The following is a 24195-nucleotide window of genomic DNA, read 5'->3' on the forward strand; positions in this document are numbered from 1 at the left end:
GCCGCCCCTCATACCAGGCGGGCGGTTTCGGCCGCCTGCTGGCGCTCCACGGCCTCGTACAGAGCCTGAATGTTGTTGCTGCCGAATGTGTGGGCCCCGCGGCGGTCGATCAGTTCCCAGAACAGGGTCCGCCTCGGATGCGTCGACTCGGTGAAGATCTGCAGCATGATCCCCGACGGGTCACGGTCGGCGAGAATGTGGAGCGCGCTGAGCTCGTCCACCGGCACGCCGATCTGGCCCAGCCGGGCGGGCAGCATCTCGTAGTAGCTCGGCGGCGTGGTGAGGAAACGCACCCCTCGCTCGGCGCTGGTGCGCACGGCGGTGGTGATGTCGTCGGTGAGGAACGCGACGTGCTGCACACCGGCCCCGCCGTGGGACTCGACGAACGCGTCGATCTGCCCCGAGGCGCGGGTGGTGTCGGGCTCGATGACCGTGAACGTGACCGTCTCGGAGTCGTTCTGGACGACCTTGGAGTCCATGGCCTGCGAGCCCACGACGATCCGTTCCTCAAACGTCTGGCTGAGGCCGAACACCTCCCAGTAGCGGCGGACCGTCTCGTTCAGCTCACCGGCCGGCACACAGACCGCGAAGTGGTCCACCCGCTTCAGTATGCCGCCGGACTCGCGGGGGCCGGTCTCCTGGATGACGGGCGCGAACGGCCCCTCGGGGTTGTCTCGGGAGACGAATCGGTGCTCCACGTCGCCGAACCCCGTCACCGACGCGAAGGTGACACACGCGCCCGCGGGTCCGAACTCCTCGGGCGGGGCCGTCGGGACGGCTCCGCGCTCCACGGCTTCAGCGAACGCGCTGTGCGCGTCGTCCACTCCGATGCCGATCACCCCGACGCCGTCGCCGTGCCGCTTGACGTACTCGGCGGCACGATGATCGCCGTGGGTGGCCGTGGTCAGCAGCAGGGCGATGTCGTTCTGGCGCAGCAGGACCGACTCACAGTCGCGCAGGCCGGTGCCCGCACCGCCACGGCCGGCCAGTGTGAAGCCGAAGGAGTCGCACAGCTGACCCGCTGTCTCCTCCGCGTCCTCGACGAACATTTCGACGTGATCGATCGACCGTATCTCCATTGAAGCCTCCACAAGGGTTTCTCGACACTTCATCGAGCGATTCACGGAACGCACGTGAACGGCTTTCCTCGACAGTCCGTCCACGTGCGCCTTCATGGCGCTTGGAAAACATCCCGGATCTCGTCGTTCGACTAGTGTCTCGTGATTCCGTCAGCCCTACTTGATCTCGCTTGGCTCGTTGTCTTGGTATGGAGCTCTCTGTGAAACAGGCCGCCGAGTTGCGGGAGTTGGTGAACAGTCGGGACGTGCCCGCGGATATAGCCATGCGGGCCCGGATCGTCCTGTGGTCGGGCGAGGGACGCCGGCGCAAGGACTGCCGAGCTGCTCGGGGTGTCGCTGCCGACCGTGGACCACTGGAAGGCTCGTCATGCCGAGCACGGGCCGGCCGGTCTGGAAGGCGACCGGCCCGGCGGGGCCAGGGAGCAGGTTCCGGCGCGGAGATTCGGGCTCGGGTGATCGCGCTGACGCGCATGACGCCGCCGGCCGTCACCGGTCTTTCGCACTGGTCCACACGCGAGCTGGCGACGTATCTGAAGCGGACCGAGAACGTCACCGTGTCCTGGCACTACGTTGCGCGGATCTGGCGCGAGGAAAATCTCAAGCACCGCAATGGCACCCTCAAGATTTCGAAGGACCCCGCGTTCGCGGACAAGGTCGCCGATGCCGTCGGCCTCTGCCTCGCCCCGGGCGGCGTGGTCGTGCTGTCCATCGACGAGAAGACGCAGGTCCAGGCGCTGGACCGGACCCAGCCGGTGCTGCCCGTCACCTTCGCGGCCACTGAGACACGCACGCACGACTACGTCCGGCACGGCACCACGAACCTGTTCGCCGCACTCAACGTCGGCACCGGAGAGGTCGTCGGCGAGTGCAAGCCGATCCGGAACGGCAAGAACTTCCTGGTCTTCCCGAAGAAGGCGGTGAAACCGCACGCGGGCAAGGAGATCCACGTCGTCCTGGACAACCTCTCCACCCACGTCCACTTTCCACTCCACCCCCGTCGGGTCTTCCTGGATCAACCGAATCGAGACCTGGTTCGGAATCCTGACCCGCCAGTCGATCCGCCGCGGCACGTTCTCCGGCGTGAACGTCCTGATCAAGCAGATCCGCGACTACGTCGGCTCATGGAACTCCGAGGCCAAACCATTCACCTGGACCGCAACTGCCGAAGAGATCTTGACGAAGGTCCGACTCGTCCAGACCAACGTCAAGAAACTCGTCGCAAACAACTCAAAGTGATGCAAACGGATTCACGAGAGACTAGGTCAGATGTGATGCATTGCGTTCGATGCGTGATGCGATCTCGGACCATTTCTCGGCGCAGGAGCGCGCCAACTGGGCCACCGTCTCCATACGGTGCGGCGGAACGCTTTCGACGATTCTGTTCCAGTCCTCCGACCGAACGGTGTGGATGTTCAGCAGCCGCAGCAGATCACGCCCGTTCTCGTTGAGGCGTAGCGCGGGATCGGCTCTCAGTCGCTTCACCACGACCGCCGGCGGCGGCTTCACCTCGCATTCGGCGGGGGCCTTCTTGGTGAGGTCGGCCCGGTGGCCGCCGGTACGGTCGCGGGCGCCCCGCTCCACGAGGTTGCGCGGCCGCGCCCTGGGCACCGGGTCCTCTCCGCGGAGCATCCGGTGTCTGACGTCCCTGACCGTCTCCGGCGAGATCCCCGCGGCCCGGGCGATCTGACGCAGCGACAGGCTGGGATCGCGCACGATCATGTCGTGGGCCAGCTTCCGGCCCTCGCTCACGTCGACGGGCCGGATCCTGCCGTCCCGGCCGATGCGGGTGAGTTCCGCCGTGGCACCGACGCCGGTGTTGCGGCGGATCTCGGCGACCGTCTTGGCGGACGTGCCGACGACCGAGGCGATCATCCGGTCCGACCATCGGGGATGAGTGGCGATGATGCGCTCGGCGGCCTGTCTGCGGTCGGCCGCCGAGAGCGGCAGGCCGTGCGTGATGTTCGACTTCACGGCGAGGACGAAGGCGTCCTCCTCGGTGCCGTCGAAGTACCTCACCGCGATCGTCTTGCAGCCCAGCAACATCGCGGCCCGGAGCCGGTGCATGCCGTCGATGACCCGCGTGGTGGGCCGGTGCACCATGATCGGTGGAAGCGGGGCGCCGGTGGCTGCCAGCATTTCCACATGCTCCGGGCTCTCACCGGCAATTCGCGGGGAGTCTCCAATGGAGAGCGTACTTATTTCGACTTCTTCTATCGAATGCAGGTCGTCGTGGTTCAGTGCTGGCTGCAACGTCCGACTCCTTAGGATCTGGCGAGAACCACACCCGTGCCACCGTCAGCTCACCATGCCTCAGTGATTCGGTGTGCCGCCACTGTGTTTGACTGCTGCCGTGCCGCAGTTGAACACGGGGGCAGGCATTTTCCGTTCGAGCCTTTCGGTGCCCTCTGCTCGCCGCATGGGGCATTCTGGGGCGACCGCAGAGTGGGTGGCCAATTACGTGAGGATCTTCTGTGCCCAGAAAATCGGCACCAGGCGGCTGAACCGCCGCTGGAACTCCGCTGTGGCCAGGACGCTCGCGCGTCATGTACCGGCCGGCCGGCGGACACGGCCTCCCCTCGCACTCCCCCGCACGGCGTCCGACGTGCGTGCGTCCGTCCGTCCGTCCCGCTTCTGGGGAACCCGACATCTCAGAGAGGCATACCTGTGCCCGGAACACTGCAAGGCAAGGCCCACGCCGCGCAAGCCGGATCAGGCGCGGAAAACCTCACGCAATTCGAATTCCTCGCCCTCAACAGCGAGTTCAACATCGCGGACGGGCACGCCCGACAGCCGCTCACACCCGGGCAGAGCAAGATCGTCAACGATCTCCCGCTGCTTTTCGAGGAGGGCGAGAAGCGCCCGGTCGAGGAGCTCGAGCGCGAGGCCCACGCGGCGTTCTTCAAGTCCCTCGGCCAGCACCGCTATCCGACCGCGCCCGGCCGCGTGCTGAGCTGCTACTCCTCGTCGGTGGCCATGGAGATCGTCTCCCGGGCGCTGGCCTGCGCCATCGACTCCGTGGCGTTGGTCCACCCCACCTTCGACAACATCGCCGACCTGCTGCGCGGCAACGGTCTGAAGCTGGTCCCCCTGGAGGAGGACCCGCTGCACGGCGACGACCTGGCTCCGAGCCTGCTGAAGAGCGTGGGCTGCGTCTTCGTCACCACGCCCAACAACCCGACGGGCCGGGTGATGTCCGCGGAACGGCTGCGTCGGCTGGCCGAGCAGTGCGCCGAGTACGGCGTCGTACTCGCTCTCGACACCTCCTTCCGCGGCTTCGACACCCGCGCCCACTACGACCACTACGAGATCCTCGACGCCAGCGGCGTGTCCTGGGTCGTCATCGAGGACACCGGCAAGCTGTGGCCCACCCTCGATCTCAAGGTCGGCATGCTGGTCCGCTCCGAGAACCTGGGCCTGCCGGTCGGGAAGATCTACTCCGACATCCTGCTCGGCGTCTCCCCGTTGATCCTCGGGATGGTCCGGCGCTTCTCCGAGGACGCCGCCGCCGGCGGTCTGGCAGAACTGCACACGTTCATCGCCGCACAGCGAGCCGTCGTGCGCTCCGAACTGGCCGGCCTGCCCACCGTCGGCGTGCCCGATCCGGACAGCCGGGCCAGTGTCGAGCGGGTGCTGCTCAAGCACATGACGGGGACCCAGGCCTGGGAGGCGTTGCGCGAGCACAACATCTACGCCCTGCCGTGCCGGCCCTTCTACTGGGCGGACCAGGCGCGCGGCGACCGTACGCTGCGGCTGGCACTGGCGCGGGCGTCCGCCCCGCTGACCCAGTGCGTACGGACGCTGCGCCACGTACTGACACCGCGCTGATGGCTCCGGTCCGCCAACGGGACCTCCCGTACGGCAGCGCGCACTCGCTGTCCCACACGCGGCAGTGGCGTCGCGGTGTCGTGCAGGAGGTCACCCCCTGGGGGGTTCTCGATCTGGGGCCCGGGTACATCGAACCGGCGCTCCTGCCCGTGGGAGTGATCCGGGACGCCTACGCACGCGCGCTGGAGGAGTACGGATCGGCGGCACTCGGGTACGGACACAATCCGGGCGCCCTGCCGCTGCGCGCCCAACTTGCCGCCCGGGCCACCGCCCAGGGAGGGCGTCCCTGCGGGCCGGAGCACGTGGTCGTCACCGCAGGCACGTCCCAGGCCCTCTACCTGCTGGCGACCTCGCTCGCGGCCCCCGGCGACACGGTGCTCGTGGAGGCCCTCGGCTACGACCTCGGACAGCGGATCTTCCGGGACTGCGCGCTGCGGCCCCGGCGGGTTGCCATGGACGAGTCGGGCATGCTGCCCGACGCACTCGACCGCGCCCTCGCGGAGGGTGCGCCGGACGGTGCCGGTGCGCGGGGGCGCGTCGCGTTCGTGTACCTCACCCCGACCCACCACAATCCGACGGGCGCCACGATGCCGTTGGAGCGTCGGCACCGACTGCTGCAGGTGGCGGCGGAACGCGGTGTCCTGGTCGTGGAGGACGACGCCTACGGCGAACTGGTCCTGACGGACGATCCGGCGCCGTCACCGTCGCTGGCGGCCCTCGCCGGGTACCGGGGCGTGGTGCGGCTGTGCAGCTTCTCCAAGACTTTGGGGCCGGGGCTCCGGCTGGGCTGGCTGGTGACGGATCCGGCACTGGCCGAACGGATCGCGTCGCACGGGCTGTTCGTCAGCGGGGGCTCGCTGAACCACATCACCTCGCTCGCCGTGAGCGGCCTGCTGGCCGACGGCGGCTACGACCAGCATCTCGGCGCGCTGCGCTCACTACTGAGACAGCGGCGCGACGCGCTCGTGGGCGCCCTGCGGGAAGCGACGGACGACCGGATACGGATTCACCGTCCGCAGGGGGGGTTCTTCCTCTGGCTCCAGAGTGACCTCGGACTCGGTGAGGACGACCTCCTCGCCCGGGCAGAGGGGGCCGGTGTCAGGGTGGCCGCCGGTCGCCGCTTCGGCACCACCCAGGTACCGAGCGTGCGTCTGGCCTTCAGCTTCAATCCGCCCGCTCTGCTCGAACGCGCCGCACATCGGCTGGGCACGGCATGGTCCAGCGACCCGCCGGGCCATCAGATCGGAGTGACATCATGACGACCACCGCGCACCGCGATGGGCACACGCCGGCTGCCCCGGGCACCGTCGGCCCCATCGGGTACAGCCTTCCGCTCTCCCCCTCGGGGAAGGCGTCCATGCTCACACCCCCGCCGTGGCACTTCTGCGGCGAGATCCTGATGGTCGACTACCGTGTCGACCCTGATGCCGCCCGGCGCTTCCTGCCGCCGGGCCTCGACCCCGGAGCGGATCCGGGCGCCGCGGCAGCCGTCTTCGCGACCTGGCAGTGGTGCTCCCAGGACGGTGCGGAACTGGCCGACCCGGCCGTCTGCCAGTTCTCCGAGTTCCTGATCCTTCTCTCGTGTACGTTCGAGGGCCGGCCGATGGCGCGCTGTCCCTTCGCCTGGGTCGACCAGCCCGTACCGATGATGCGCGGTTGGGTCCAGGGCATGCCCAAGCAGTTCGGCGCCATCCACCGGACCAGACCGGTCACCGTGGGCCGGGCGGGTTCGCGGCTCGCTCCCGGCGGGCGCTTCGACGGCGCCCTGTCCGTCCACGGGCGACGCTCGGTGGAGGCGTCGGTTACGATCGAGCGCTCCACCGAGCGGCCCCCGGCGCTGCACGACGTCCCTCTGGCGCACAGCCTTGTGTTTCCGGAGTGGGTGCCGTCCGCCCCGCCGCGGACCCAGCTGGTCGCCTCGGAGGTGAGCGACGTCGAGTTCTCCCTGATCTGGAGCGGTCCCGGACACCTCACATACCTCGACCGGCTGGGGGAGGACTTCGCCTCGCTCTCGCCTTTGGAAGTGCGCACCGGTTATGTGTTCACGTACGGAGAGACGTTGCACGGCGGTCGGCTCCTCCGCGAGTAGCGGCTTGCGATTCCTCATGGCCCCTTAAGAGGGGGTTCTCTCACCAGTCCCGGCACGACACGCCGTCGAGCCGATCCCGTATCACCGCACACAGGGGAGCGCGATGAACACCACGACAGTCATCGGCACCGGAGCCATTGGCACTTCCGTGGCGCTCGCGCTGACCCGGCGCGGGATCAGCGTGCACTTGGAGGACGTCGACCGGGCGGCGGCCAAGACGGCCGAGGCCATGGGCGCCGGTTCCCTGCAGACGCCGGACCGACCGGTCGACCTGGCGGTGCTGGCCGTGCCGCCCGCGCAGGTCGGAAGCGTGCTCGCGCGCGTCCAGGGCAGCCGACTGGCTCGGGCCTACGTCGATGTCGCCAGCGTCAAGCAGGTCCCGCACGACGACGTACGCGCGCAGCGGGCCGACCCCGCCAGCTACATAGGCAGCCATCCGCTGGCCGGCACCGAGCGCTCCGGGCCACTCGCGGCCCGGGCCGATCTCTTCGAGGGGCGTCCGTGGGTGCTCACCCCCTCGGAGTCGACCGGACAGGACGTGCTGAACCGCGCGCTGGAACTGGTGGCGCTGTGCGACGCCATGCCGGTGGTCATGGACGCCGGTATGCACGACCATGCGGTGGCCCTGGTCTCGCACGCGCCGCATCTGATCTCCTCCTTGCTGGCAGCGCGCCTGGAACACGCGCCGCAGGACAGCGTCCGGCTGTCGGGGCAGGGCGTCGCGGACGTCACCCGGATCGCCGCCGGCGACGCCCGCCTCTGGGGAGACATCCTCACCTCCAACGCCGCGGCCGTGGCAGACGTCCTCGACGCGTTCGCCTCCGGCCTGGGCCGGGCCATCGACGCCCTGCGCGCCGCCGGTGACGGCGACCCGGCGAAGCGCGCGCGGGCGCAGGAAGACCTCGAGGAGTTGTTGCGGCAAGGGAACCGAGGATGCGCCAGGATCGCGCGCAAGCCGGGTGCGCGCCGGACCGAGCTCGCGACCGTCGCCGTGACCATCTCCGACAAGCCGGGCGCCCTTGCCGAACTGTTCACCTCGATCGGCGAGCTCGGCGTCAACATCGAGGACGTCCGGATCGAGCACTCGTGGGAGCACACTCGCGGCCTCGTCGAACTGGTCGTGCAAAAGGATGCGGCGGCGGAGCTGTCCCGGTGGTTGGGCTCAGGCGGCACCTGGGCCGTCACCAGGGCTGATGCGTTCTCAGGCTTCAAGACCGAGTAGTCGGAGCGCGTGGTCGGTTCGCGACCGGCAGTGGTCGGTGGCTGCGGCAATGTCCGCCCCGCCGGCCTGGCGGATGAGGCCGACGGCGAGGTTGCGCAGGGCCGCCGTCGCGCGGGGCGCAATGCCGGTGCGGACGCGGGAAGCGTCCTCGGCGAAGGTCACCTCCCGCACGTGGTGCAGCGCCTCGACCTGCCAGTGCCCGCGGAATCAGTCCGGCGAGCCGGGACGCGGCGGCCTGCTCGGCGGTGAGACTGGTGACCGCATGGATCGTCTTGATGGTGGTGCCCCCGGTCGTGCGGCTCGTGCGGCGGCGTTTGACCTCGACGGCCCGGACGGCATGCGGAAGGAGCAGGCCCGGCTGGACGGTACAGACCTTGAGGCGGCGTATCTCGCCTCGCCCCTACGCCCGTGCGCGGGTGCGGTGCTGGAGCGGGACTGCACACCAGGGCAGTCGCCGTAGCCGGCGGCCGAGCTTGTTCTGGTTGCCCTTGACGACGAAAATGCGAAGGCGGGGATTTCGTTGCTCTTCGCGCCAATCCGCCGCTGGAGATCACTGTCCGGGGCTCGTGCAGGACAGCGGCCAGGAGGTGCACGGCGTTCTGGCCGCCGGTGCGGCTGCCGCGTACGGTCTTGCCCTCGACGGCAAGGTCCGCACCGACTCCGCCGACGGCACCCACCCCTTCCTCGACCGGCTCTCCCGCCGGGGCCGGTGGCTGTCGCATTCCGTCAAAATGACCATCACCGACACCATCCACCAGGCCGTCCTGAAAAACCCGAAGAAGACGTGGACACCGGCCTACAACGCCGGCGGCACCCAGCGGCCCGGCGCCTGGGCCGCAAAGATCACCGACATGCCACACCTGAGCACATGGCCGAAACTCATGAGGCTGATCGCCGGCAAGGAACGGCCGCACCCCGGCGCCCAGCTGCGCTTCACCGACGTCGACGGGCTGCGGCTGACCAGCCACCTCAACCGGGCCGTCAACCTCCCCCAGCCCGAAAAGACCGCGCCTCGCAAACACAGAGTCCCCGTCAGCACAACACCAACGAGGACTCATGAACGATCAAAGCGGGAACAGAAGAGGAAAAGAATTCACCAGCAGCACGGCAATTGGAATTACCGGAACAGGAACAAGTTCACGTATCCTTTTCCAACGCCCCAAAAATGTTCAGACCGAATCCAGAACCTCCGCGAATCCCTGCCAGGCATCCCTGTAATGTCGTGCGAGATTTATTATCAGGGACCGGCAATGGGGAGGTACGGCGCCGGAGAGATCCACCAGATCCTGAACACCGACCGCATTCTGGCGGAGTAGATGCAGGAGCTGACGGCCCCCTTCCTTGTGACGCAGGGAAGGGTCACGCAAAAGCTTCTCCAGAACGGAGACCGGATCCACGCAGTTCGGATTGCTACGGGAGTCCGATCCCGCTCGCTGATGGGGGACTCCGCCCCTTTCCATTCCGGGCACTTCGTCCGGTTCCGGCCCCGGCGGCAAGGGGGACTCCCCCGCCGCCAGCCGCCTGCGCACGTCGCTGACCGTCGCGGGCGAGACCCCGGACAGTCGGGCGACCTCACGCAACGACGCATCGGGGTGCTCGGCCAGCACCGCCACGGCCCTGCGCCGCCCTTCGAGCGCATTCAGGGGCCGAACCCTGCCGTCACGGCCGACCCGGGTGTTCAACTGCGGCACAGCAGCAGCTGAACTGTGCCGCATGGAGGCGACGGTCTTGGCCCCCAGCCCCGAGGCCCGCGCGATCGCTCTGTCCGACATGTGCGGGTGGGACGCCATGATCCGCGCGGCGGCGGCCCGGCGGTCGGCCAGCGACAGCGGAAGTCCGTGCACCACGTTCGCCCGGACGGCACGCAGAAAGGCCTCTTCCTGCGTTCCGTCGAACAGTTCGACCTCGATCGTCTGCCGGCCCTGCAGCAGAGCCGCGAAGAGCCGATGCATTCCGTCGATGACCCGCATGGTCCTTCGATGGACGAGGATCGGCGGGAGCAGCCCGTCCACTTCCGCCAGCGCCACGACGTGGGCCTGCTCGACACCATTGGACCGCAGAGAATCACCAGGCACCAAGGACGCTATTTCCACCGTGACCATTTCGGATTCCGTCGACCGTTCCCGGGCGACCTCCGCTAACCTTACTTCGACCTGTGCAGCCAAAGGTAAATCTCTTCGCACTCCCTTTGAGCCGTTCATGTTTTCCCCCTAGAGTACCCGCCTCCGGTCACCGTCGCGCGACAGAGACCGCAGATAACCGACTGGTGGGCGCGATGGACGACGTGCCAGCTTGCGTGTACGACTTCAAGAATCACAACTGCTCAGTGCTATGTCCAGACGCCTTCCATACCGATCCGCATAGTTCCGCCCGACAGCGTCTGTTATCAACTTGTTACGCACAGGTGGCCGACAGGAATGAACGGGACCCGGGGGGCAGGCCCCGGCGTTCGCCCCCGACGGCCGGTCGATCATGTGATGCCGCAGAGAGCGAGGACCCGACGGCGTCCGGAGCGGGACGGCAGCGAGCACAGCAGGCGAATCGCGGATCAGGCCACAGACAGCAGCGAGCACAGCAGGCGAATCGCGGGTTGCGACCTGGGACTTGTCCTCGCTGAGGACAACATCACCTACCCAGTCGACATACCGAGGACATGACCACGCGCAGCCACACCCTCCCCCACATCATCCCTGGGCTGGTGAGCTGCCTGATCAGGGAGGCCTGCAGGTCGTTCGGTGCGGTCAGACCGCGGTGGGCCTGGGCGAAGGACGCCGGAGGGAGTGTGACGCGGGGCAGACCGGACTCGTCATGCAGGGCCGGGGCGCCCTTGACGGCCTGCGCGTAGTGCTCGCCTGCACCGAAGGCGGGTGCTTGCGCTTCCGGCAGCCAGTAGTGGCGCTGGCTGGCCAGCCGGTCCGCGATCACACCGACCCCGGTGATCAGTACCGCGGCCGGCACCGACACCCGCAAGGGCACCATGGTGGCGCCGGTCAGATGACGCACCAGGGCGAAGTAGCGACGGCGCAGATCCTGCCACGCGGGGCCGCCCAGAACCAGGTTGACCCGGGACGCTCTGGCCGCGCCGTCGATGTCGAGCTGCAGGAACCGGCCGTGGTGCCCGCCCAGCATCTGCGCCACCAGCACCCCCGCACTGTCCGACGTGTCCGTCTCATAGCCGGCCTCCGCCAGCAGCTGCAGCACACGGTGCATGGAGGCCCGCTCGTGCGGCATGCTCCGCCAGCCATGCGTGTCCGCCCGCAGCACCTCACTCACCCGCGCCCAGGGATGCGCCTCCCACTCCTGGAAGGACGACAACTTACCCAGATCATGCAGACCGGCGAAAAACATCACCAGGCACCGGGCCTCCGCCACCGTCACGCCCAGCCCGTCGGCGATCAGCCGCCGCTGACCACGCGTCAGAACCGGTCCCACACCTCACCGGCGACCGCCGCCACATCCAACAGATGGAACGGCGCTGTCACGTTGGTTGACTGGATGGGATGATCTTCTGGTTGATCGTGTTGGAGGGGGCTGTTCGTGGGGTCCGTGTCGCCGTCGTACAAGGGGCACCGGTACCCGGACGAGATCATCTCCCACTGCGTGTGGCTGTACTTCCGCTTCCCACTGTCATTTCGCGAGGTCGAGGAGCTCATGCTCGAGCGCGGGATCGCCGTCTCGTACGAGACCATCCGCCGCTGGTGCGCCAAGTTCGGGCAGGACTACGCCAACGCGCTGCGCCGCCGGCAGCCCCGGCCTGGTGACAAGTGGCACCTGGACGAGGTCTTCATCAAGATCAACGGGCGGTTGCGGTACCTGTGGCGGGCCGTAGACCAGGACGGGATGCTGCTCGACATCCTCGTGCAGAACCGGCGGGACACCGCCGCGGCCAAACGCTTCTTCCGCCGCCTGCTGAAGAACACGGGTGCGGTGCCGCGGGTGATCGTCACCGACAGGCTCCGCTCCTACGGCGCGGCCCACCGCGAGATCATGCCCTCCGTCGAGCACCGGCAGTCGAAGTACCTGAACAACCGGGCGGAGAACAGTCACCAGCCCACCAGACAGCGAGAACGCGCGATGAAAGGCTTCCGCAGCATCGGCTCAGCCCAGCGGTTCCTGTCCGCGTTCAGCGGCATCTCGCCCCACTTCCGGCCCCGCCGCCATCTGATGACCGCTGCCGGCTATCGAGCCGAGATGACCGTCCGCTTCGCGATCTGGGAGCAGATCACCGGCGTTGCCGGCCTGCCCACCGCGCCGTAAGCACACAGCCGGAACCCGACTCCACCACGCCCCGGCACACCGTCAGACAACCCCACACCCAACAACGTGACAACGCCGTATGGGGATGTGCGCGGCTGGTTCCGTGCCGACAAGGTGGCAGGCAGCCTCCAGGCCCTCTACGTCCCCAAGATCATGGCCGACACAAAGTTCACCACGGCGCTGAGCGCCTGGTCACAGTGCATGAACCGGGCTGGCCATCCCTTCACGGACCCAGGGGCGGCCCGACAGGCCGCTGCACAGCAGTCATTACGGCTGGGCGCCGCCCGGGCGTTCCGGGCGGAACGCGACCTCGCGGTGGCCGACGCCACCTGCGCACGACGTACCTCACTCAGAGCGATCGGCAAGGAACGCGAGAACCACTACATCAAAGAACTGCCCCGCACATACCGGCAGGCCCTGAACCTCAGCCGTGCATTCCAGCACCGGGCGCTGCAACGCGCTGCCGCACTCGCACCCCCTCGAACCTGAAACGTAATCTCTCGCAAGGAGTACGACATGCCTCGAATACGCACACTCATCGCGGCCGCCGGTCTCGTCCTGTGCGGCCTGCTCACCTCGCCTTCCCCCGCACACGCCTCCACGCAAGGCGACAACTGCAACGCCAAATGGCCCGGACGCAACGGAAGCATGCACGCCTGGGACTGGACCGACTGCACCGGCACCTACCTCGGCGGAACTACCGGAAACGACCTCAACTGGGGCGACGGCGTCGGCGCGTTCACCAACGCCAGCAACCGGGCCAGGTCCGTCATGAACGCGGGGTTCTTCGGCGGCAGGGACGTCGTCGCCTTCTACTTCCTTCCCGGCGGCGACGGCTCCTACGGCTGCCTCTCACCCGGCGAGCTGTACGCGGACTACCTGGGCGACAACACCTTCACCAACGGTGCAAGCATGGACAGGAACATCATGGCCAGCCAGTGGGTGACAGCCTCCGCCTGCGCCGGCAACAGCTGGATCCACTGAACAAGTGAACATGCGCCCGTGACGCCCCTTCCCCGCTGCGCATGGCAGCGGGGAAGGGGGAGGGCAGCACGGCACCGCCGTTGGCCGTACACCACCGGCTCAGTCGCAGTAGTAGGACAGGTACTGGGTGGCGGCCCACCCGTCGACCTCGGTCGTGAAGTCGTAAATGTGGGCGAAACCGTTCTGCACCTCGCCGCAGTACCAGCCGACGAAGTGGCTGCGGTAACCCAGCCCCTTGACGCTGCAGCTCGTACTGGCGCAGGAACGAATGCGGACACCGTCTCCGAAGAACACCGCACCTCCCGAAGGCTCATTGGCCTGGGCAGTCCCGGTAGCGGCACCGGACGTGTCAGCGGCCGCCGGCGCAGCGGCAGCCAGCAGCGGCACGACGGTGAGCGCCGCGGCGGCTACACCGGTCTGCGTCATACGTTTGATGGATCGCATCTCTTACCTCGCCTCTCGCACACGGATGAAGGGGTAGCGGTTCTGCTGCTGATTCTGCGCACGCCACAGCGTGCGGCCAAAGACTTCGACTCCCATCGAAAAGATGGCTCCCCTCCCCCGCCAGGACAGGCTCGAGTGAAATGTCCCCGGCATCTGCATCGCCGGGGACGGGCGATGACACAGCCGTCAGGGGGGCGGTTGATCCAGTAGGCGGCGGTGAGCTGTCCGGCAGAGACGGAGCGGACGTCCTCACCTACCGGTTCGGCGACCTCGTCCTGGTCCAGGTCATGCCTGTGCATGTCTTCCTTGTGATCTGGGCGCCGGCGAACGTCGGCCCACCGTCAGAAGCGCCATCGATTCGAGTAGCGTCGAAATGTTTGCCGGAGACCCGCCGCCCACAAAAGGATGGGGAGCGCTGGCACTACGGAGTTCCGCACAAGGTTGGACATCGGTCGTCCGTCAGGAAGTGTCGGCTGCCAGCCGGTTGCGATGCGGCCGGATACGCAACGGGGAAATGGGGTCTAGTGATCAGGAAGCGGATTGCTTGCGCTGCGGCTGGTGCCGCGTTGATGCTGAGCGGGAGCATGGCGGTCGGACAGGCCGCCGCTGAACCCGCGTCGCAGGCTGCTGGATGGGAGCGCTGCCAGCCCGGGAACTTCTGTATCTTCGACGGTCCCAACGGGACCGGCGGGATGGCGTGGTTCCAGTCGGGGTCTGCGGATCTGCGAGGCCAGGGAATGGACAACCGCACGACCTCGTACTGGAATCGTTCGTCCAGCACGTTCACCATGTACGCCGGTTACAACTACACGGGCGAGGACGCCTGCATAACGCCCTCGGGCCCGTGGACGATCACGGGGCACTACGACAACGTGGTCAGTTCGTTGAGGGCTACCCCTGGACGTACCTGCCCCATCTGAGCGAGCTCGGCAACCCCGACGGGGGTGGTGGGTCCCGCAAGAAGGCACATTGCTGGACCCGCTTCGCTCGAGAGCGGTCAGCCGAGCCTGTGAGTCTCACAGCCCGGGAGAACTACGCCGTGGCAGTGGAGAAGGTCGAGCAGCTGCCTCAACTCCTCCTGGGCGCGTGAGCCGGGCCGACTGGCAACGCGGATGGATACACGTTGCCACCAGGTGCTATCCGAGCCAGACGATGTTCAGGACGGTCAAGCGGCGCAGGGGCCTGTTCACCCAGTAGGTAAGAGACCGTTGGCCGACGGATGCGTAGCGCCTGTCCTCGCCCTCGGGGTCCTCGCTGTTCCACTGGCCAAAGCCCCACGGGTCGGCGGCCGCAGTGTCCAGGACGTCCCACACGCTGTCTTCCACGTGCTCGGGCAGGGTGTCGAGAATCTTCGCGGCCGACGCGGAGAAGCGGACCGCCTACGGCTGTCCGGTCACCGGCGCCTTCCCCGCAGCTCCGCCATGTCGATGAACTCGCTGTCGTCGTAGCCGGAGGCGACAAACGCATCGACCGCCGGCGCGTGGCCGAGGCGGCCCTGCCACTCCCGGACCACCTCGTACAGTGCGGCGAGGGAGAACGTCCGACGCGACTCTTCCAGCGCCGCCGCCCACTCCCGCTCGAAGGCTGGCACCCACTGCGCGGCACGCCGGTCGGCGCGCAGCTGCGCGAGGAGTTCGGCCGGAGCTCCCGGGGCGGGGGCGTATGGCGTGACGGGTGCGTGGTCGGGCTGCGCGCTCATCGGCTGGTCCTCCCGGTGGGTCGTAGCGCCACGGTACGCGCGCCGGGAGGCCGTAGAGGCAGGCATGCGTCGATCCCTACCGGGTCAGGGAGCGGACGGCGGCGCGGGCGACGGCCTGGGCGTGCTCGTGCAGCGGGACGTCCTGGTGGTCCCAGGTGGCGGCAACGTAGTTGAGGAGTTCAGTGGTCGCCCGTGCGGTGTCGCTCGGGTCGCTCATGAGGAGACGGTCGGCGGCGTATGCGACGTCGGCGGCCGGGGTGCTGAGCCGAAGCCCGGTACTCGTCACCGGTGAAGCCGGATGAGCTGGCCAACAGGACGGGGCGAGGCAGCCTCGTTGGCACCAACAAGGCATATTCGGCTGGTCACAGGTGCTCATTCGGCAGCCTTTCTGTCACCAGTACCGAAGATCGAGAGTCCGTCCAGCTGCCCGACCTGGTCGCCGCCGTCCGCCACGCCGCCGCCCTGCCCGTCATCGCCGCGGGCGAAATCGCCACCGCCGCCGACGTGACGGCCGCGCTGGGCGCTGGCGCGATGGCCGCCACGGTTCGGCACCGCTCTGCTGCGCACCCAGGAGAGCGGACCCGACCGGGGCCTCGGGCCGCTGCTGCGGCCGGCTGCCTCCCACGGGACGCAGCCAGGTGGACTTGGAGCCACACGGGGCCCCCTTCGACAGTCGGCTCGTGTTGCCCCTTGCGTGATCAGCGACGAGCCTCCATCATCAGGAATCCTGATAGTTTAAGTTTGCAGTGATGGGGTCCAGTCATGTCATTCAAGCCCAGAATCCAGGCCAGAGGGGTTCAGCTGCTGCTCGGCCGAATGATGAGCCGCGTGCACAAGGATCTGCGCTTCACCAACATCCCGAAGCGCACGGAATCCATCCGGGTGGAGACCGGCGCCGGACCGGTGACGTGCACCGTCTACCGCCCGTCGGCCGCCGCCGCAGCCCCTGCCCCCGTGTACGTCAACTTCCACGGCGGCGGGTTCGTGATCACCCACCCCCAGCAGGACGACCACATCTGCCGCTACATAGCCGCCACGGCCGCCTGCGTGGTGATCAACGTGGACTACGCAGTCGCCCCGCAGCGGCCGTACCCCGCACCCGTCACCCAGGCGTACGACGTCACCGCCTGGGTGGCCGAGAACGGCACCGCCAACAACTGGGACGGTTCGCGACTCGCCGTGGGCGGACACAGCGCCGGGGCCAACCTGACCGCCGCGGTCTGCCGCACCGCTCGGGACCGCGGCACCTTCAAGCCCCGCCTCCAGATCATCGACTCGGCACCGCTCGACCTGCTCGCCGACCCGGCCACCAAGCAGTCACCCATCGTCAAGCCCCTGCTTACCCCTCAGCTCATGCGGGTCTTCACCGCCGCCTACGTCCATGATCCCGCCGACCTCACCCATCCGCTGGTGTCGCCCGGACTGGCCGACGACCTCGCCGGGCTGCCGCCCGCCCTGGTCATCACCGCGGAGAACGACCGCCTGCGCGACGAGGGCGATGCGTACGCCAAGGCCCTGGAAGCTGCCGGCGTTCCGGTCACCCACCGTTGCTTCGAGGGTGTCGACCACTACTTCACCCACACCGGCCCGATACCGGCCGGGAAGGAAGCCATCGATCTGATGGCCACCACCCTGCGCACGGCACTCACCACCTGACCGCTGACAGGGCACTGTCACGTTGGCTGACCGGTGGGATGATCTTCTGGTTGATCAGCCGGAGAAGGGGTGTCCGTGGGGAGCGCGTCGCTGTCGTACAAGGGGCACCGGCACCCGGTCGAGGTCATCTCCGACTGCGTGTGGCTGTATCACCGCTTCCCGTTGTCGTTCGTTCCGCGAGGTCGAAGAGCTGATGTTCGAGCGCGGCGTGACCGTCTCCTATGAGTCGGTGCGGCGGTGGTCTGTGAAGTTCGGGCAGCGGTACGCGAGTGCACTGCGCCGCCGGCAGCCCCGGCCTGGGGACAAGTGGCACCTGGACGAGGTCTTCATCAAGATCAATGGAGAACAGAAGTGCCTATGGCGGGCCGTCGACCAGGACGGCAACGTTCTTGACATTTTGGTGCAGAACCGCCAGGGCAAGGCCGCGGCCAGGCGTTTCTTCGGCAGGCTGATGAAGAAGACCGGTGCGGTGCCGCAGGTGGTCGTCACGGACAAGCTCCGCTCCTACGGCGCGGCCCACCGAGGTCATGCCCTCGGTGGAACACCGCTCGCACAAGGGCCTGAACAACCGGGCGGAGAACAGCCACCAGCCCACCAGGCAGCGTGAACGGGCGAGGAAAGGCTTCCGCTCAGTGGGCGGGGCCCAGCGGTTCCTGTCCGCGTTCAGCGGCATCTCGCCCCACTTCCGGCCCCGCCGCCATCTGATGCCCGCCCACGACTACCGAGCCGAGATGACCGTCCGCTTCGCCATCTGGGACCAGATCACCGGCGTCGCCGGCCTCGCCGCCACGGCCTGAGCACAGCCCGAAACCGGGCTCCACCACGCCGCGACACACCATCAGACACCTACCCACCCAACAACGTGACAGCACCAGCGCGAGCTATGGCCAGCGTACGGCGCGCCCGCGTCGCTGCTGGCTGTGGTCCGACCACGCCGTGTGACAACCCGAAGCCGTCGAACCCGCCATGTACGGGGCCTGATGGAGGGTCAGGCGCCCGGGTGCAGACCTGGCCAGCCGGGTGTCGGGTCGCCCTTGACCTCGCCGAAGTAGAGGGCGAAGGTCTGCTTCAATTGCTCGACCTGGGCCCGGTCCTCCATGAAGCGAGGGAACCCGTCCAGATTGGCGTTCGGATACTCCCAGATCGGCTTGAGGCCGGTGGGCGGCGCGATGTCCGTGCGCACCGACCAGCTGTTGGAGGTCTGGCGCTCGGTGGACAGCTGCCAGTTGAGGTAGAGCTTGGCCGCCGTGGGGTTGGCGGCCTGCTTCAGGATCGCGATCCGCTGTCCCCACGCCATGAACGGGTGTCCGTCGGGCATCACCCAGCGGTTCGGGCTGGTGGCGAGCGGGTTGCCACCCGTGCCGACGCCGATGATCTTCTCCTTGTTGGTGACCGCGGTGCCGGGGGAGAAGGAACCGCGGGCGAACTGCGGTTGCTGGGCGGCGAAGTCGGCTATCCAGTCCCAGCCGTAGGTCTTGGCGTAGAGGGCGAAGAGGTAGAGCACCGCGTCGTCGTCGTGCGGGTAGGAGGAGGCGATGGCGCCCTTCCAGCGCGGGTCGACCAGGTCCAGCGGCGTCCGAGGCGCGTCGGCCCCCGCCGCCACGTCGTACAGGTAGCTGAAGGCGATGACCATGCCGGCCACCCAGGCACCGTCCGCGTCCCTGAACTTCTTGTGGAGCTTGCTGAAGCCGGCGGGCTTGTAGTGCAGCAGCCGCCCCTGGCGCTTCCAGCGGGTGAAGTCGTGCAGCGTCTGCAACTGCACCAGGTCGGGCACCAGGGTGTCGGTCGCGAACTGGTTGTCCACGCGGACGTCGTGGTACTTGCTGTAGTCCACGATGAGGTTGAGGTCGATCTGCGGGAACCGCTGACGGAAGGCGGTTCGGGCGCCGGCGCCGCTGCCCGAGTTGGCGAGGTCGCCGCCCGCGTAGATCACGAGCTTGCCGCCTTCGGCGACGGCGTCCTGGTACAGCTCGTCGAGGGTCCTGGTCTCCTCGGCGCCGGCGCCGCGCGCGGCTGTGGTGGGGGCTGCCGCGGCAGGGGACGCCGTGGCGCCGAGCGTGCCGAAGCCGAGCGCGGCGCCCGCTCCGGTGGCTAGGAGTCGTCGTCGACTGGGAATGCTGGTCACTGGGGTAACCCTTTCTGCGTGGGGGCAGGGGTGTTCCCGGTGCACGGGCGGCGGACCGCCTCGGCCGGGAGGGTGTAAGCGGAGACAGCGAAGCCGGTGTTCTCGTACGGTCTGCGCCTCAGACCGGCGGTGAGCTTGCCGGAGTCGAGGATGTCGGAGGCGAGCCGGTGGCCGTCGGCGGGGGTGAGGCCGGCATCGGTCGGCAGCGCCTCCTGCTCGCTGTTGACGAGGGTGGCGGTCCTGATCCCGCTGCCGACCGGAAAGTCCAGATCGAGGCCGGTGAATTCGAGTGTGCTCATCAGGACTCTTCGCTGTTCGGTCGAGGATGGCGCCCGCTGACGCGAAGCATTCATCTGACAAGACAGTATCTGACACATCAGATGTTGTTGCCATGGTTCCTGATGGTCAGTTCGGAAGTCGTTCCCATCCGAGGCGGGGACGTATTTGGCCGTGGCTTCGACGAGGCGCTGTCACGTTGACTGACGGGGTGAGATGATCTTCTTCGCGATCGCAGTGGAGGGAGATTGCCCTTGGCGAGCACGTCGCCGTTGCACAAGGGGCACCGCTACCCGGTCGAGGTGACCTCCCCCTGCGTGTGGCTGTACTTCCGTTTCCCGCTGTCATTCCGTGAGGTGGAGGAGCCGATGCTCCAGCGCGGCGTGACCGTCTCCTATGAGACGGTCCGGCGGTGGTGCCGGAAGCATCCATTGACCGAGTTCGCGGCCCCGGCAGTCGTTCATCAACTCGGCAAAGGCGCGGACGTGTTCGGTGGTTCGGTCGAGTGCGGGGCGGCGGGCGAGAATCTGCTTGAGCTGCTGGGCCTGGTAGTCGTCGAGTCGGTCGGGGCGGCGGGTGATCCAGCTGGTCACCAGGAGGGGAACCTCAGGCAGCGCGGGCATCCAGTTGCTGCACGCTCATGTCCACGGCCTTCATGCTGGTCCTACGCATTTTGAGTTGCATGATACAACCTTGACAGTTGCTTCGCGCAACTCCATGATGGCGTCATGGCAGCACGGAACAAGCCCGTTGATGTGATCCACGAGGCGATCATCCTGTTCTCCCGCAATTCCCGGGTGCGGGCGAGCAACATGTACGACGACCTACCCTTTGTCGCGTACACGATGCTGTCGTATGTAGGCACCTTCCCTCTGCCCACCGCCTCCGACCTGGCGGAGCGGTACGGGCTGGAGAAGTCCACCGTCAGCCGTCAGCTGTCCCAGCTGGAGGAGGACGGCCTGCTGCGCCGGGTGGCCCATCCGTCGCGCCCCAGGACCAAGTTGCTGGAACTCACCGACACCGGTCGGGCCCGCCTGGCGCGCGTCAGGCAGCACCAGCGCCAGGGACTCCAGGAACGGCTCGGCCACTGGCCGGACGAGGACATCGAGACGTTCAGCCGCCTGCTCCACCGGTTCGTCACGGAACTCGACTGACAGTCGCCAGGTCCCCCGTCTCGACATCACTCGCGGCGCCGGACCGGTGCAGCCGCTCGTACTCCACAGCCCGATGCACGCAGGGGGCGCGGTTTCGCATGCCCGCCCGGCAGCAAGGAGTGATCCCATGACCGTCTCGTCCGTCTCCGCGATAGAGGAAGAGGAACGGCGCATCGACGCCGCGCTGGATCTGGAGAATCACAACCGGGACAGCGTGTACAACGTTCCGGGCTACCGGCCGGTGCGCCGGGAACTGGCCCACGCTCCGGTCCGGGTGAGCGGTGAACTGCCCGCCGACCTGGACGGCGCGTACCTGCGCAACGGCACCAACTCCCAGTTCGACAACGGCCGTATCCGGCTCCACGCCTTCTCGGGCGCCGGGATGCTCCACCAGATCCAGATCTCGTCGGGGAGTGCCACGTACTCCAACTCCTACGTCCGCACCCCTCGGTTCGAGGCCGAGCGTGCGGCCGGCCGGGAGTCGTACCCGGAGTTCTCCGACCTGGTCTCCGGCAGGCCGGGCGCGGACCGGATCGCCCTGACGGAGGAGAAGATCCGCCAAGGTTTGATCCCCGCCCTCGGCCCCCTCGAACGGACCCCGGGCTCGACGTCGATCCGGTACCACCACGGGCGCCTGTACTGCCTTCAGGAAACGGGTTACGCCTTCGTCCTCGACACGCGCGTCGAGGACGGCCGTCTGATCGTGGACGGCCGCGGCCGGCTGGAGACGTGGGCGGGGGAATGGGAAGGACCGTTCTCCGCGCACCCGCGCATCAACCCGGACAACGGCGACGTGTACAACCTCAGCGTCGAGCCGTCCGGACAGATCATCGCCGGGCTGCTCCACAAGGGAGAACTCGCGGCACAGCAGGTCGTGCACCGGCAGACGCCACACACAGGCCAGATGGGCTGGCTGCACGACTTCTTCCTGACTGAGAACCACCTCGTGTTCCCCGACATCTCCGTCCGCCTGGATCCCGGCGGTCTGCTCGGCCCGGAACGCAGCGCCTTCCGCCACGATGCCGGCCACCGGCTGCGGTGGGGCGTACTCCCTCGCGACTTCGGAGCGGACACCGAGGTGCGCTGGTTCACCACCGGCCAGGCCGGCACCGTCTGGCACGTCATCAACGCCTGGGAGCGCCAAGGCCCGCGCGGTTCGCGGGAGATCGTGCTCCACTCCCCCGTCTTCCCGTCCTATCCGTCGAGCGTTCCGATCCACACCCCCGAGGAACCGCCCGCCCAAGTCAAGACCTGGGTGCTGGACCTGGACACCGGGCAGGTCACCGACGACCGGCTGCTGATCGACCACGGCTACGAGCGGCCCAGCCTCAATCTGAACCACGTCGGACGGACCAGCCGCTACTGCTACCTGCTCGACGAGCACGGTGACGGCTACATGGGCAAGGGGGTCCTCAAGTACGACCTCGTCGAGGAGAAGGAACTCGGCTACCTCGACTACGGCGACATGTACGGCGGCGAGGCCCTGTTCGTTCCCAGGCCCACGGCGAGCAGCGAGGACGACGGCTACCTCCTCGACCTGCTGATGGATGACCACCGCGCCGAACTCGTCGTCATCGACGCCCGGACCATGACCGAACTGGCCCGGCTGCATCTGCCGCAGCGGGTGCCGTTCGGTGTCCACGCCACCTGGCTGGACAGTGCGGAGATCGCCGCCCTCGCCTCGTAGCCGGCGAGCACAAGCCATCGCCGACAACCGCTCCAGCAGGAGAAACGGAGACCCGCATGCAACTGGGCAGGCACACCCACCGGTGCAGCCCGTGCCGAGGTCCGGGAGGGCCGGCGTTGACGTCGGACCGGCGGTGAACGCCGTGCGGCTGCACGCCGAGAACCTTCGCCCCGGGGTCGTGTTCGACCTGGGCAGCGCCAAGGTCTCCAAGGAGGAGATCCTCGATTTCGGCCGTCGCTTCGACCCGCTGCCGCTGCACACGGACGAGGTCGCGGCGGCCGCAAGCCGCTTCGGGGGCCTCATCGCCAGCGGTTTCCACACCCTGGCGGTCCTGCAACGCCTCCTGGTGGACGCGGTCTTCTCCCGCGCCGCCGTCATCGCCGGCCGGGAGATCACATCCCTGCGCATGCTGGCGCCGGTCCGCCCCGGGGACGTGCTGCACGGCTCGATGGAGATCGTGGAGGTACGCCCCCGCGACGACGGCACCGCCGCCGTCCGCAGCCGGGGCGCCCTCACCAACGACTCCGGCACCGTCGTCCTGGAACTCCAGGGAGAAACGCTCTGGGAACACCGCCCACCGGGCGGGAGAGATGGCGGCACGGTTTGACACCCAGGAACCCCCGCCGGCCGCTCGCGACCGTACCGAGTGCCGCCGAAGGCCCCGGACACCCGAGAAGACACTGAACGGAGACGGACATGCACGTCGGCGTGCACATCAACCGGTTCGACCACCCCGAGGGCGGTCGTGCCCTGGCGACAGAGCTGGCCGCCGCGGGAGCAGCGGCGGAGGCCGCCGGCGTCAACCGGCTGTCGGTGATGGACCACTACTTCCAGATGGAGTTCAACGGCGGCGCCGAGGCACCCATGCTGGAGGCCTACACGACCCTGGCCTACCTGGCCGCCCACACCTCCACGGTGCGACTGGGCGCGCTGGTCACCGGAGTGACGTACCGCCATCCCGGACTGCTCGCCAAGATCGCCACCACGCTCGACGTCCTCTCCGGCGGCCGGGCCACCCTGGGCATCGGAGCGGCCTGGTACGACCGTGAGCACCACGGCCTGGGCGTGCCCTACCCGCCACTCGCGGAGCGGTTCGAGCGGCTGGAGGAGACCCTGCGGATCTGCCTGCAGATGTGGGACCCGGACGACAACGGGCCCTTCGAAGGCCGCTACTACCAGCTCGCCGAAACCCTGTGCGTGCCGCCGCCGGTCAGCAGCCCGCACCCGGAGATCATGATCGGCGGCGGTGGGGAGAAGAAGACACTGCGGCTCGTCGCCCGGTACGGCGACGCCTGCAACCTGTTCGCCACCTCACTCGAAGACGTCGCACACAAGCTCGACGTACTGCGCGGCCACTGCGACGAGGCAGACCGCGACTACAACTCCGTCCGCCGGACGATCACGTACTCCGGAGCGGCCGCCACCGAGGAGGACCTGGACAGCTTCACCCATGACATCGAACCGTACGCCGAGCTTGGCATCGACACGGTGATCATCTCGCCGCATCTGGGCGCCACCTCGCGGTGGATGGAGACCTTCGCAGCCCCGGCCGTACGGCGACTGACCGAACTAGGCTGAAGCGGCCCGAGAATCGGCCGCCCTCTCCCTCTCGGACGGCCGGTCCAGGGCCGGGAGCGCGCCCCGGCATAGCCTCTTGCCGCGCCAGTCCGAGCGCGTCGGTCAGATCGACCGGGACAC

The 24195-nt window shown here is 68.0% G+C and carries 29 protein-coding genes and 3 pseudogenes; 20 read left to right on the plus strand and 12 right to left on the minus strand.

Annotation, left to right across the window (positions count from 1 at the left end; all coding sequences use genetic code 11):
• Positions 1 to 8: 8 nt before the first annotated feature.
• The gene (gene hppD / locus OG734_RS00390) at positions 9 to 1079 is read right to left on the minus strand and encodes a 4-hydroxyphenylpyruvate dioxygenase (RefSeq protein WP_330285443.1); all 1071 of its coding nucleotides are present in this window, start codon (positions 1077 to 1079) and stop codon (positions 9 to 11) included.
• A 345-nt stretch (positions 1080 to 1424) separates the two neighbouring features.
• Between hppD and OG734_RS47810 the strand changes: the two genes are divergently transcribed.
• From OG734_RS47810 to OG734_RS00400, 3 genes and pseudogenes are all read left to right on the plus strand, one after another.
• Positions 1425 to 1535, plus strand: a complete 111-nt coding sequence (locus OG734_RS47810; protein ID WP_443065053.1) for a hypothetical protein — start codon at positions 1425 to 1427, stop codon at positions 1533 to 1535.
• Positions 1532 to 1999: pseudogene (locus OG734_RS47815) on the plus strand (IS630 family transposase); the annotation flags it as partial. The gene OG734_RS47810 and the pseudogene OG734_RS47815, both read left to right, overlap by 4 nt.
• A gap of 160 nt (positions 2000 to 2159) precedes the next feature.
• A complete protein-coding gene (locus tag OG734_RS00400) occupies positions 2160 to 2315 on the plus strand; it encodes a hypothetical protein (RefSeq protein ID WP_330285445.1) in 156 nt (51 codons plus the stop codon).
• Between the two features lie 21 nt (positions 2316 to 2336).
• Here OG734_RS00400 and OG734_RS00405 read toward each other — a convergent pair whose 3' ends face one another.
• Positions 2337 to 3215, minus strand: a complete 879-nt coding sequence (locus OG734_RS00405; RefSeq protein WP_330285446.1) for a ParB/RepB/Spo0J family partition protein — start codon at positions 3213 to 3215, stop codon at positions 2337 to 2339.
• A 528-nt stretch (positions 3216 to 3743) separates the two neighbouring features.
• Here OG734_RS00405 and mppP point away from each other — a divergent pair.
• From mppP to OG734_RS00425, 4 genes are all read left to right on the plus strand, one after another.
• Positions 3744 to 4904 carry an enduracididine biosynthesis enzyme MppP gene (gene mppP / locus OG734_RS00410; RefSeq protein ID WP_330285447.1) on the plus strand — a complete coding sequence of 387 codons (1161 nt, stop codon included), beginning with the start codon at positions 3744 to 3746 and terminating at the stop codon, positions 4902 to 4904.
• Positions 4904 to 6163, plus strand: a complete 1260-nt coding sequence (gene mppQ / locus OG734_RS00415) for an enduracididine biosynthesis enzyme MppQ (protein WP_330285448.1) — start codon at positions 4904 to 4906, stop codon at positions 6161 to 6163. The genes mppP and mppQ overlap by 1 nt, the downstream gene beginning before the upstream one ends.
• Positions 6160 to 6993, plus strand: coding sequence for an enduracididine biosynthesis enzyme MppR (mppR, locus tag OG734_RS00420; RefSeq protein ID WP_330285449.1), 834 nt, complete (start codon positions 6160 to 6162; stop codon positions 6991 to 6993). Before mppQ ends, mppR begins: the two co-directional genes overlap by 4 nt.
• 103 nt (positions 6994 to 7096) lie before the next feature.
• Complete coding sequence (locus tag OG734_RS00425; RefSeq protein ID WP_330285450.1) at positions 7097 to 8215, plus strand: prephenate dehydrogenase; 1119 nt, start codon at positions 7097 to 7099, stop codon at positions 8213 to 8215.
• On the opposite strand, the gene OG734_RS00430 is transcribed toward OG734_RS00425, so the two are convergent.
• Positions 8195 to 8386 carry a hypothetical protein gene (locus OG734_RS00430; protein ID WP_330285451.1) on the minus strand — a complete coding sequence of 64 codons (192 nt, stop codon included), beginning with the start codon at positions 8384 to 8386 and terminating at the stop codon, positions 8195 to 8197. The genes OG734_RS00425 and OG734_RS00430 overlap by 21 nt on opposite strands.
• A gap of 91 nt (positions 8387 to 8477) precedes the next feature.
• Here OG734_RS00430 and OG734_RS00435 point away from each other — a divergent pair, with 91 nt between their 5' ends.
• Positions 8478 to 8675, plus strand: coding sequence for a hypothetical protein (locus tag OG734_RS00435; protein ID WP_330285452.1), 198 nt, complete (start codon positions 8478 to 8480; stop codon positions 8673 to 8675).
• Positions 8676 to 9384: 709 nt separating this feature from the next.
• Here OG734_RS00435 and OG734_RS00440 read toward each other — a convergent pair.
• Both OG734_RS00440 and OG734_RS00445 read right to left on the minus strand, forming a co-directional pair.
• Positions 9385 to 10317, minus strand: a complete 933-nt coding sequence (locus OG734_RS00440) for a ParB/RepB/Spo0J family partition protein (RefSeq protein WP_330285453.1) — start codon at positions 10315 to 10317, stop codon at positions 9385 to 9387.
• Positions 10318 to 10840: 523 nt separating this feature from the next.
• Positions 10841 to 11647, minus strand: a complete 807-nt coding sequence (locus tag OG734_RS00445) for an HD domain-containing protein (protein ID WP_330285454.1) — start codon at positions 11645 to 11647, stop codon at positions 10841 to 10843.
• 105 nt (positions 11648 to 11752) lie between these two features.
• Here OG734_RS00445 and OG734_RS00450 point away from each other — a divergent pair, with 105 nt between their 5' ends.
• The 3 genes from OG734_RS00450 to OG734_RS00460 all read left to right on the plus strand — a co-directional run bounded on the left by OG734_RS00450 (position 11753) and on the right by OG734_RS00460 (position 13456).
• A complete protein-coding gene (locus OG734_RS00450; protein WP_330285455.1) occupies positions 11753 to 12472 on the plus strand; it encodes an IS6 family transposase in 720 nt (239 codons plus the stop codon).
• Between the two features lie 66 nt (positions 12473 to 12538).
• On the plus strand, positions 12539 to 12961 hold the full coding sequence (locus OG734_RS00455) for a hypothetical protein (protein ID WP_330285456.1): 423 nt from the start codon (positions 12539 to 12541) through the stop codon (positions 12959 to 12961).
• A 27-nt stretch (positions 12962 to 12988) separates the two neighbouring features.
• On the plus strand, positions 12989 to 13456 hold the full coding sequence (locus tag OG734_RS00460) for a hypothetical protein (protein ID WP_330285457.1): 468 nt from the start codon (positions 12989 to 12991) through the stop codon (positions 13454 to 13456).
• A gap of 99 nt (positions 13457 to 13555) precedes the next feature.
• Here OG734_RS00460 and OG734_RS00465 read toward each other — a convergent pair whose 3' ends face one another.
• Positions 13556 to 13882 (minus strand): hypothetical protein, encoded by a 327-nt coding sequence (locus OG734_RS00465; protein ID WP_330285458.1) that lies wholly within the window; start codon positions 13880 to 13882, stop codon positions 13556 to 13558.
• A gap of 602 nt (positions 13883 to 14484) precedes the next feature.
• Here OG734_RS00465 and OG734_RS00470 point away from each other — a divergent pair.
• Positions 14485 to 14820, plus strand: a complete 336-nt coding sequence (locus OG734_RS00470) for a peptidase inhibitor family I36 protein (protein ID WP_330285459.1) — start codon at positions 14485 to 14487, stop codon at positions 14818 to 14820.
• A gap of 216 nt (positions 14821 to 15036) precedes the next feature.
• Here OG734_RS00470 and OG734_RS00475 read toward each other — a convergent pair whose 3' ends face one another.
• The 3 genes from OG734_RS00475 to OG734_RS00485 all read right to left on the minus strand — a co-directional run bounded on the left by OG734_RS00475 (position 15037) and on the right by OG734_RS00485 (position 15885).
• The gene (locus OG734_RS00475) at positions 15037 to 15225 is read right to left on the minus strand and encodes a hypothetical protein (RefSeq protein ID WP_330285460.1); all 189 of its coding nucleotides are present in this window, start codon (positions 15223 to 15225) and stop codon (positions 15037 to 15039) included.
• A 68-nt stretch (positions 15226 to 15293) separates the two neighbouring features.
• The gene (locus tag OG734_RS00480) at positions 15294 to 15599 is read right to left on the minus strand and encodes a DUF6247 family protein (protein ID WP_330285461.1); all 306 of its coding nucleotides are present in this window, start codon (positions 15597 to 15599) and stop codon (positions 15294 to 15296) included.
• A gap of 76 nt (positions 15600 to 15675) precedes the next feature.
• The gene (locus OG734_RS00485; protein ID WP_330285462.1) at positions 15676 to 15885 is read right to left on the minus strand and encodes a hypothetical protein; all 210 of its coding nucleotides are present in this window, start codon (positions 15883 to 15885) and stop codon (positions 15676 to 15678) included.
• A 2-nt stretch (positions 15886 to 15887) separates the two neighbouring features.
• Here OG734_RS00485 and OG734_RS00490 point away from each other — a divergent pair, with 2 nt between their 5' ends.
• The 3 genes and pseudogenes from OG734_RS00490 to OG734_RS00500 all read left to right on the plus strand — a co-directional run bounded on the left by OG734_RS00490 (position 15888) and on the right by OG734_RS00500 (position 18052).
• Positions 15888 to 16349 (plus strand): nitronate monooxygenase, encoded by a 462-nt coding sequence (locus tag OG734_RS00490; protein ID WP_330285463.1) that lies wholly within the window; start codon positions 15888 to 15890, stop codon positions 16347 to 16349.
• Between the two features lie 12 nt (positions 16350 to 16361).
• The gene (locus OG734_RS00495) at positions 16362 to 17255 is read left to right on the plus strand and encodes an alpha/beta hydrolase (RefSeq protein ID WP_330285464.1); all 894 of its coding nucleotides are present in this window, start codon (positions 16362 to 16364) and stop codon (positions 17253 to 17255) included.
• A 75-nt stretch (positions 17256 to 17330) separates the two neighbouring features.
• A pseudogene (locus OG734_RS00500) lies at positions 17331 to 18052 on the plus strand (IS6 family transposase).
• Between the two features lie 191 nt (positions 18053 to 18243).
• On the opposite strand, the gene OG734_RS00505 reads toward OG734_RS00500, so the two are convergent.
• Positions 18244 to 19380: an ABC transporter substrate-binding protein gene (locus OG734_RS00505; RefSeq protein WP_330285465.1), complete on the minus strand. Its 1137-nt coding sequence runs from the start codon at positions 19378 to 19380 to the stop codon at positions 18244 to 18246.
• Positions 19377 to 19679: a hypothetical protein gene (locus OG734_RS00510; protein ID WP_330285466.1), complete on the minus strand. Its 303-nt coding sequence runs from the start codon at positions 19677 to 19679 to the stop codon at positions 19377 to 19379. The genes OG734_RS00505 and OG734_RS00510 overlap by 4 nt, the downstream gene beginning before the upstream one ends.
• Before the next feature lie 231 nt (positions 19680 to 19910).
• On the opposite strand from OG734_RS00510, the pseudogene OG734_RS00515 reads away from it, so the two are divergent.
• Positions 19911 to 20081 (plus strand): annotated as a pseudogene (locus OG734_RS00515) (IS6 family transposase); the annotation flags it as partial.
• Here the strand turns inward: OG734_RS00515 and OG734_RS47820 are convergent.
• A complete protein-coding gene (locus tag OG734_RS47820) occupies positions 20001 to 20279 on the minus strand; it encodes a hypothetical protein (protein WP_443065141.1) in 279 nt (92 codons plus the stop codon). The pseudogene OG734_RS00515 and the gene OG734_RS47820 sit on opposite strands and share 81 nt — an antisense overlap.
• 105 nt (positions 20280 to 20384) lie before the next feature.
• Between OG734_RS47820 and OG734_RS00520 the strand changes: the two genes are divergently transcribed.
• From OG734_RS00520 to OG734_RS00535, 4 genes are all read left to right on the plus strand, one after another.
• On the plus strand, positions 20385 to 20810 hold the full coding sequence (locus OG734_RS00520; RefSeq protein WP_330285467.1) for a MarR family winged helix-turn-helix transcriptional regulator: 426 nt from the start codon (positions 20385 to 20387) through the stop codon (positions 20808 to 20810).
• 127 nt (positions 20811 to 20937) lie between these two features.
• The gene (locus OG734_RS00525; RefSeq protein WP_330285468.1) at positions 20938 to 22497 is read left to right on the plus strand and encodes a carotenoid oxygenase family protein; all 1560 of its coding nucleotides are present in this window, start codon (positions 20938 to 20940) and stop codon (positions 22495 to 22497) included.
• A 133-nt stretch (positions 22498 to 22630) separates the two neighbouring features.
• Complete coding sequence (locus tag OG734_RS00530) at positions 22631 to 23104, plus strand: MaoC/PaaZ C-terminal domain-containing protein (RefSeq protein WP_330285469.1); 474 nt, start codon at positions 22631 to 22633, stop codon at positions 23102 to 23104.
• Between the two features lie 89 nt (positions 23105 to 23193).
• Positions 23194 to 24075, plus strand: a complete 882-nt coding sequence (locus OG734_RS00535) for an LLM class F420-dependent oxidoreductase (protein WP_330285470.1) — start codon at positions 23194 to 23196, stop codon at positions 24073 to 24075.
• The last annotated feature ends 120 nt before the right edge of the window (positions 24076 to 24195 follow it).

The sequence above is a fragment of the Streptomyces sp. NBC_00576 genome (assembly GCF_036345175.1).
GTDB lineage: Bacteria > Actinomycetota > Actinomycetes > Streptomycetales > Streptomycetaceae > Streptomyces.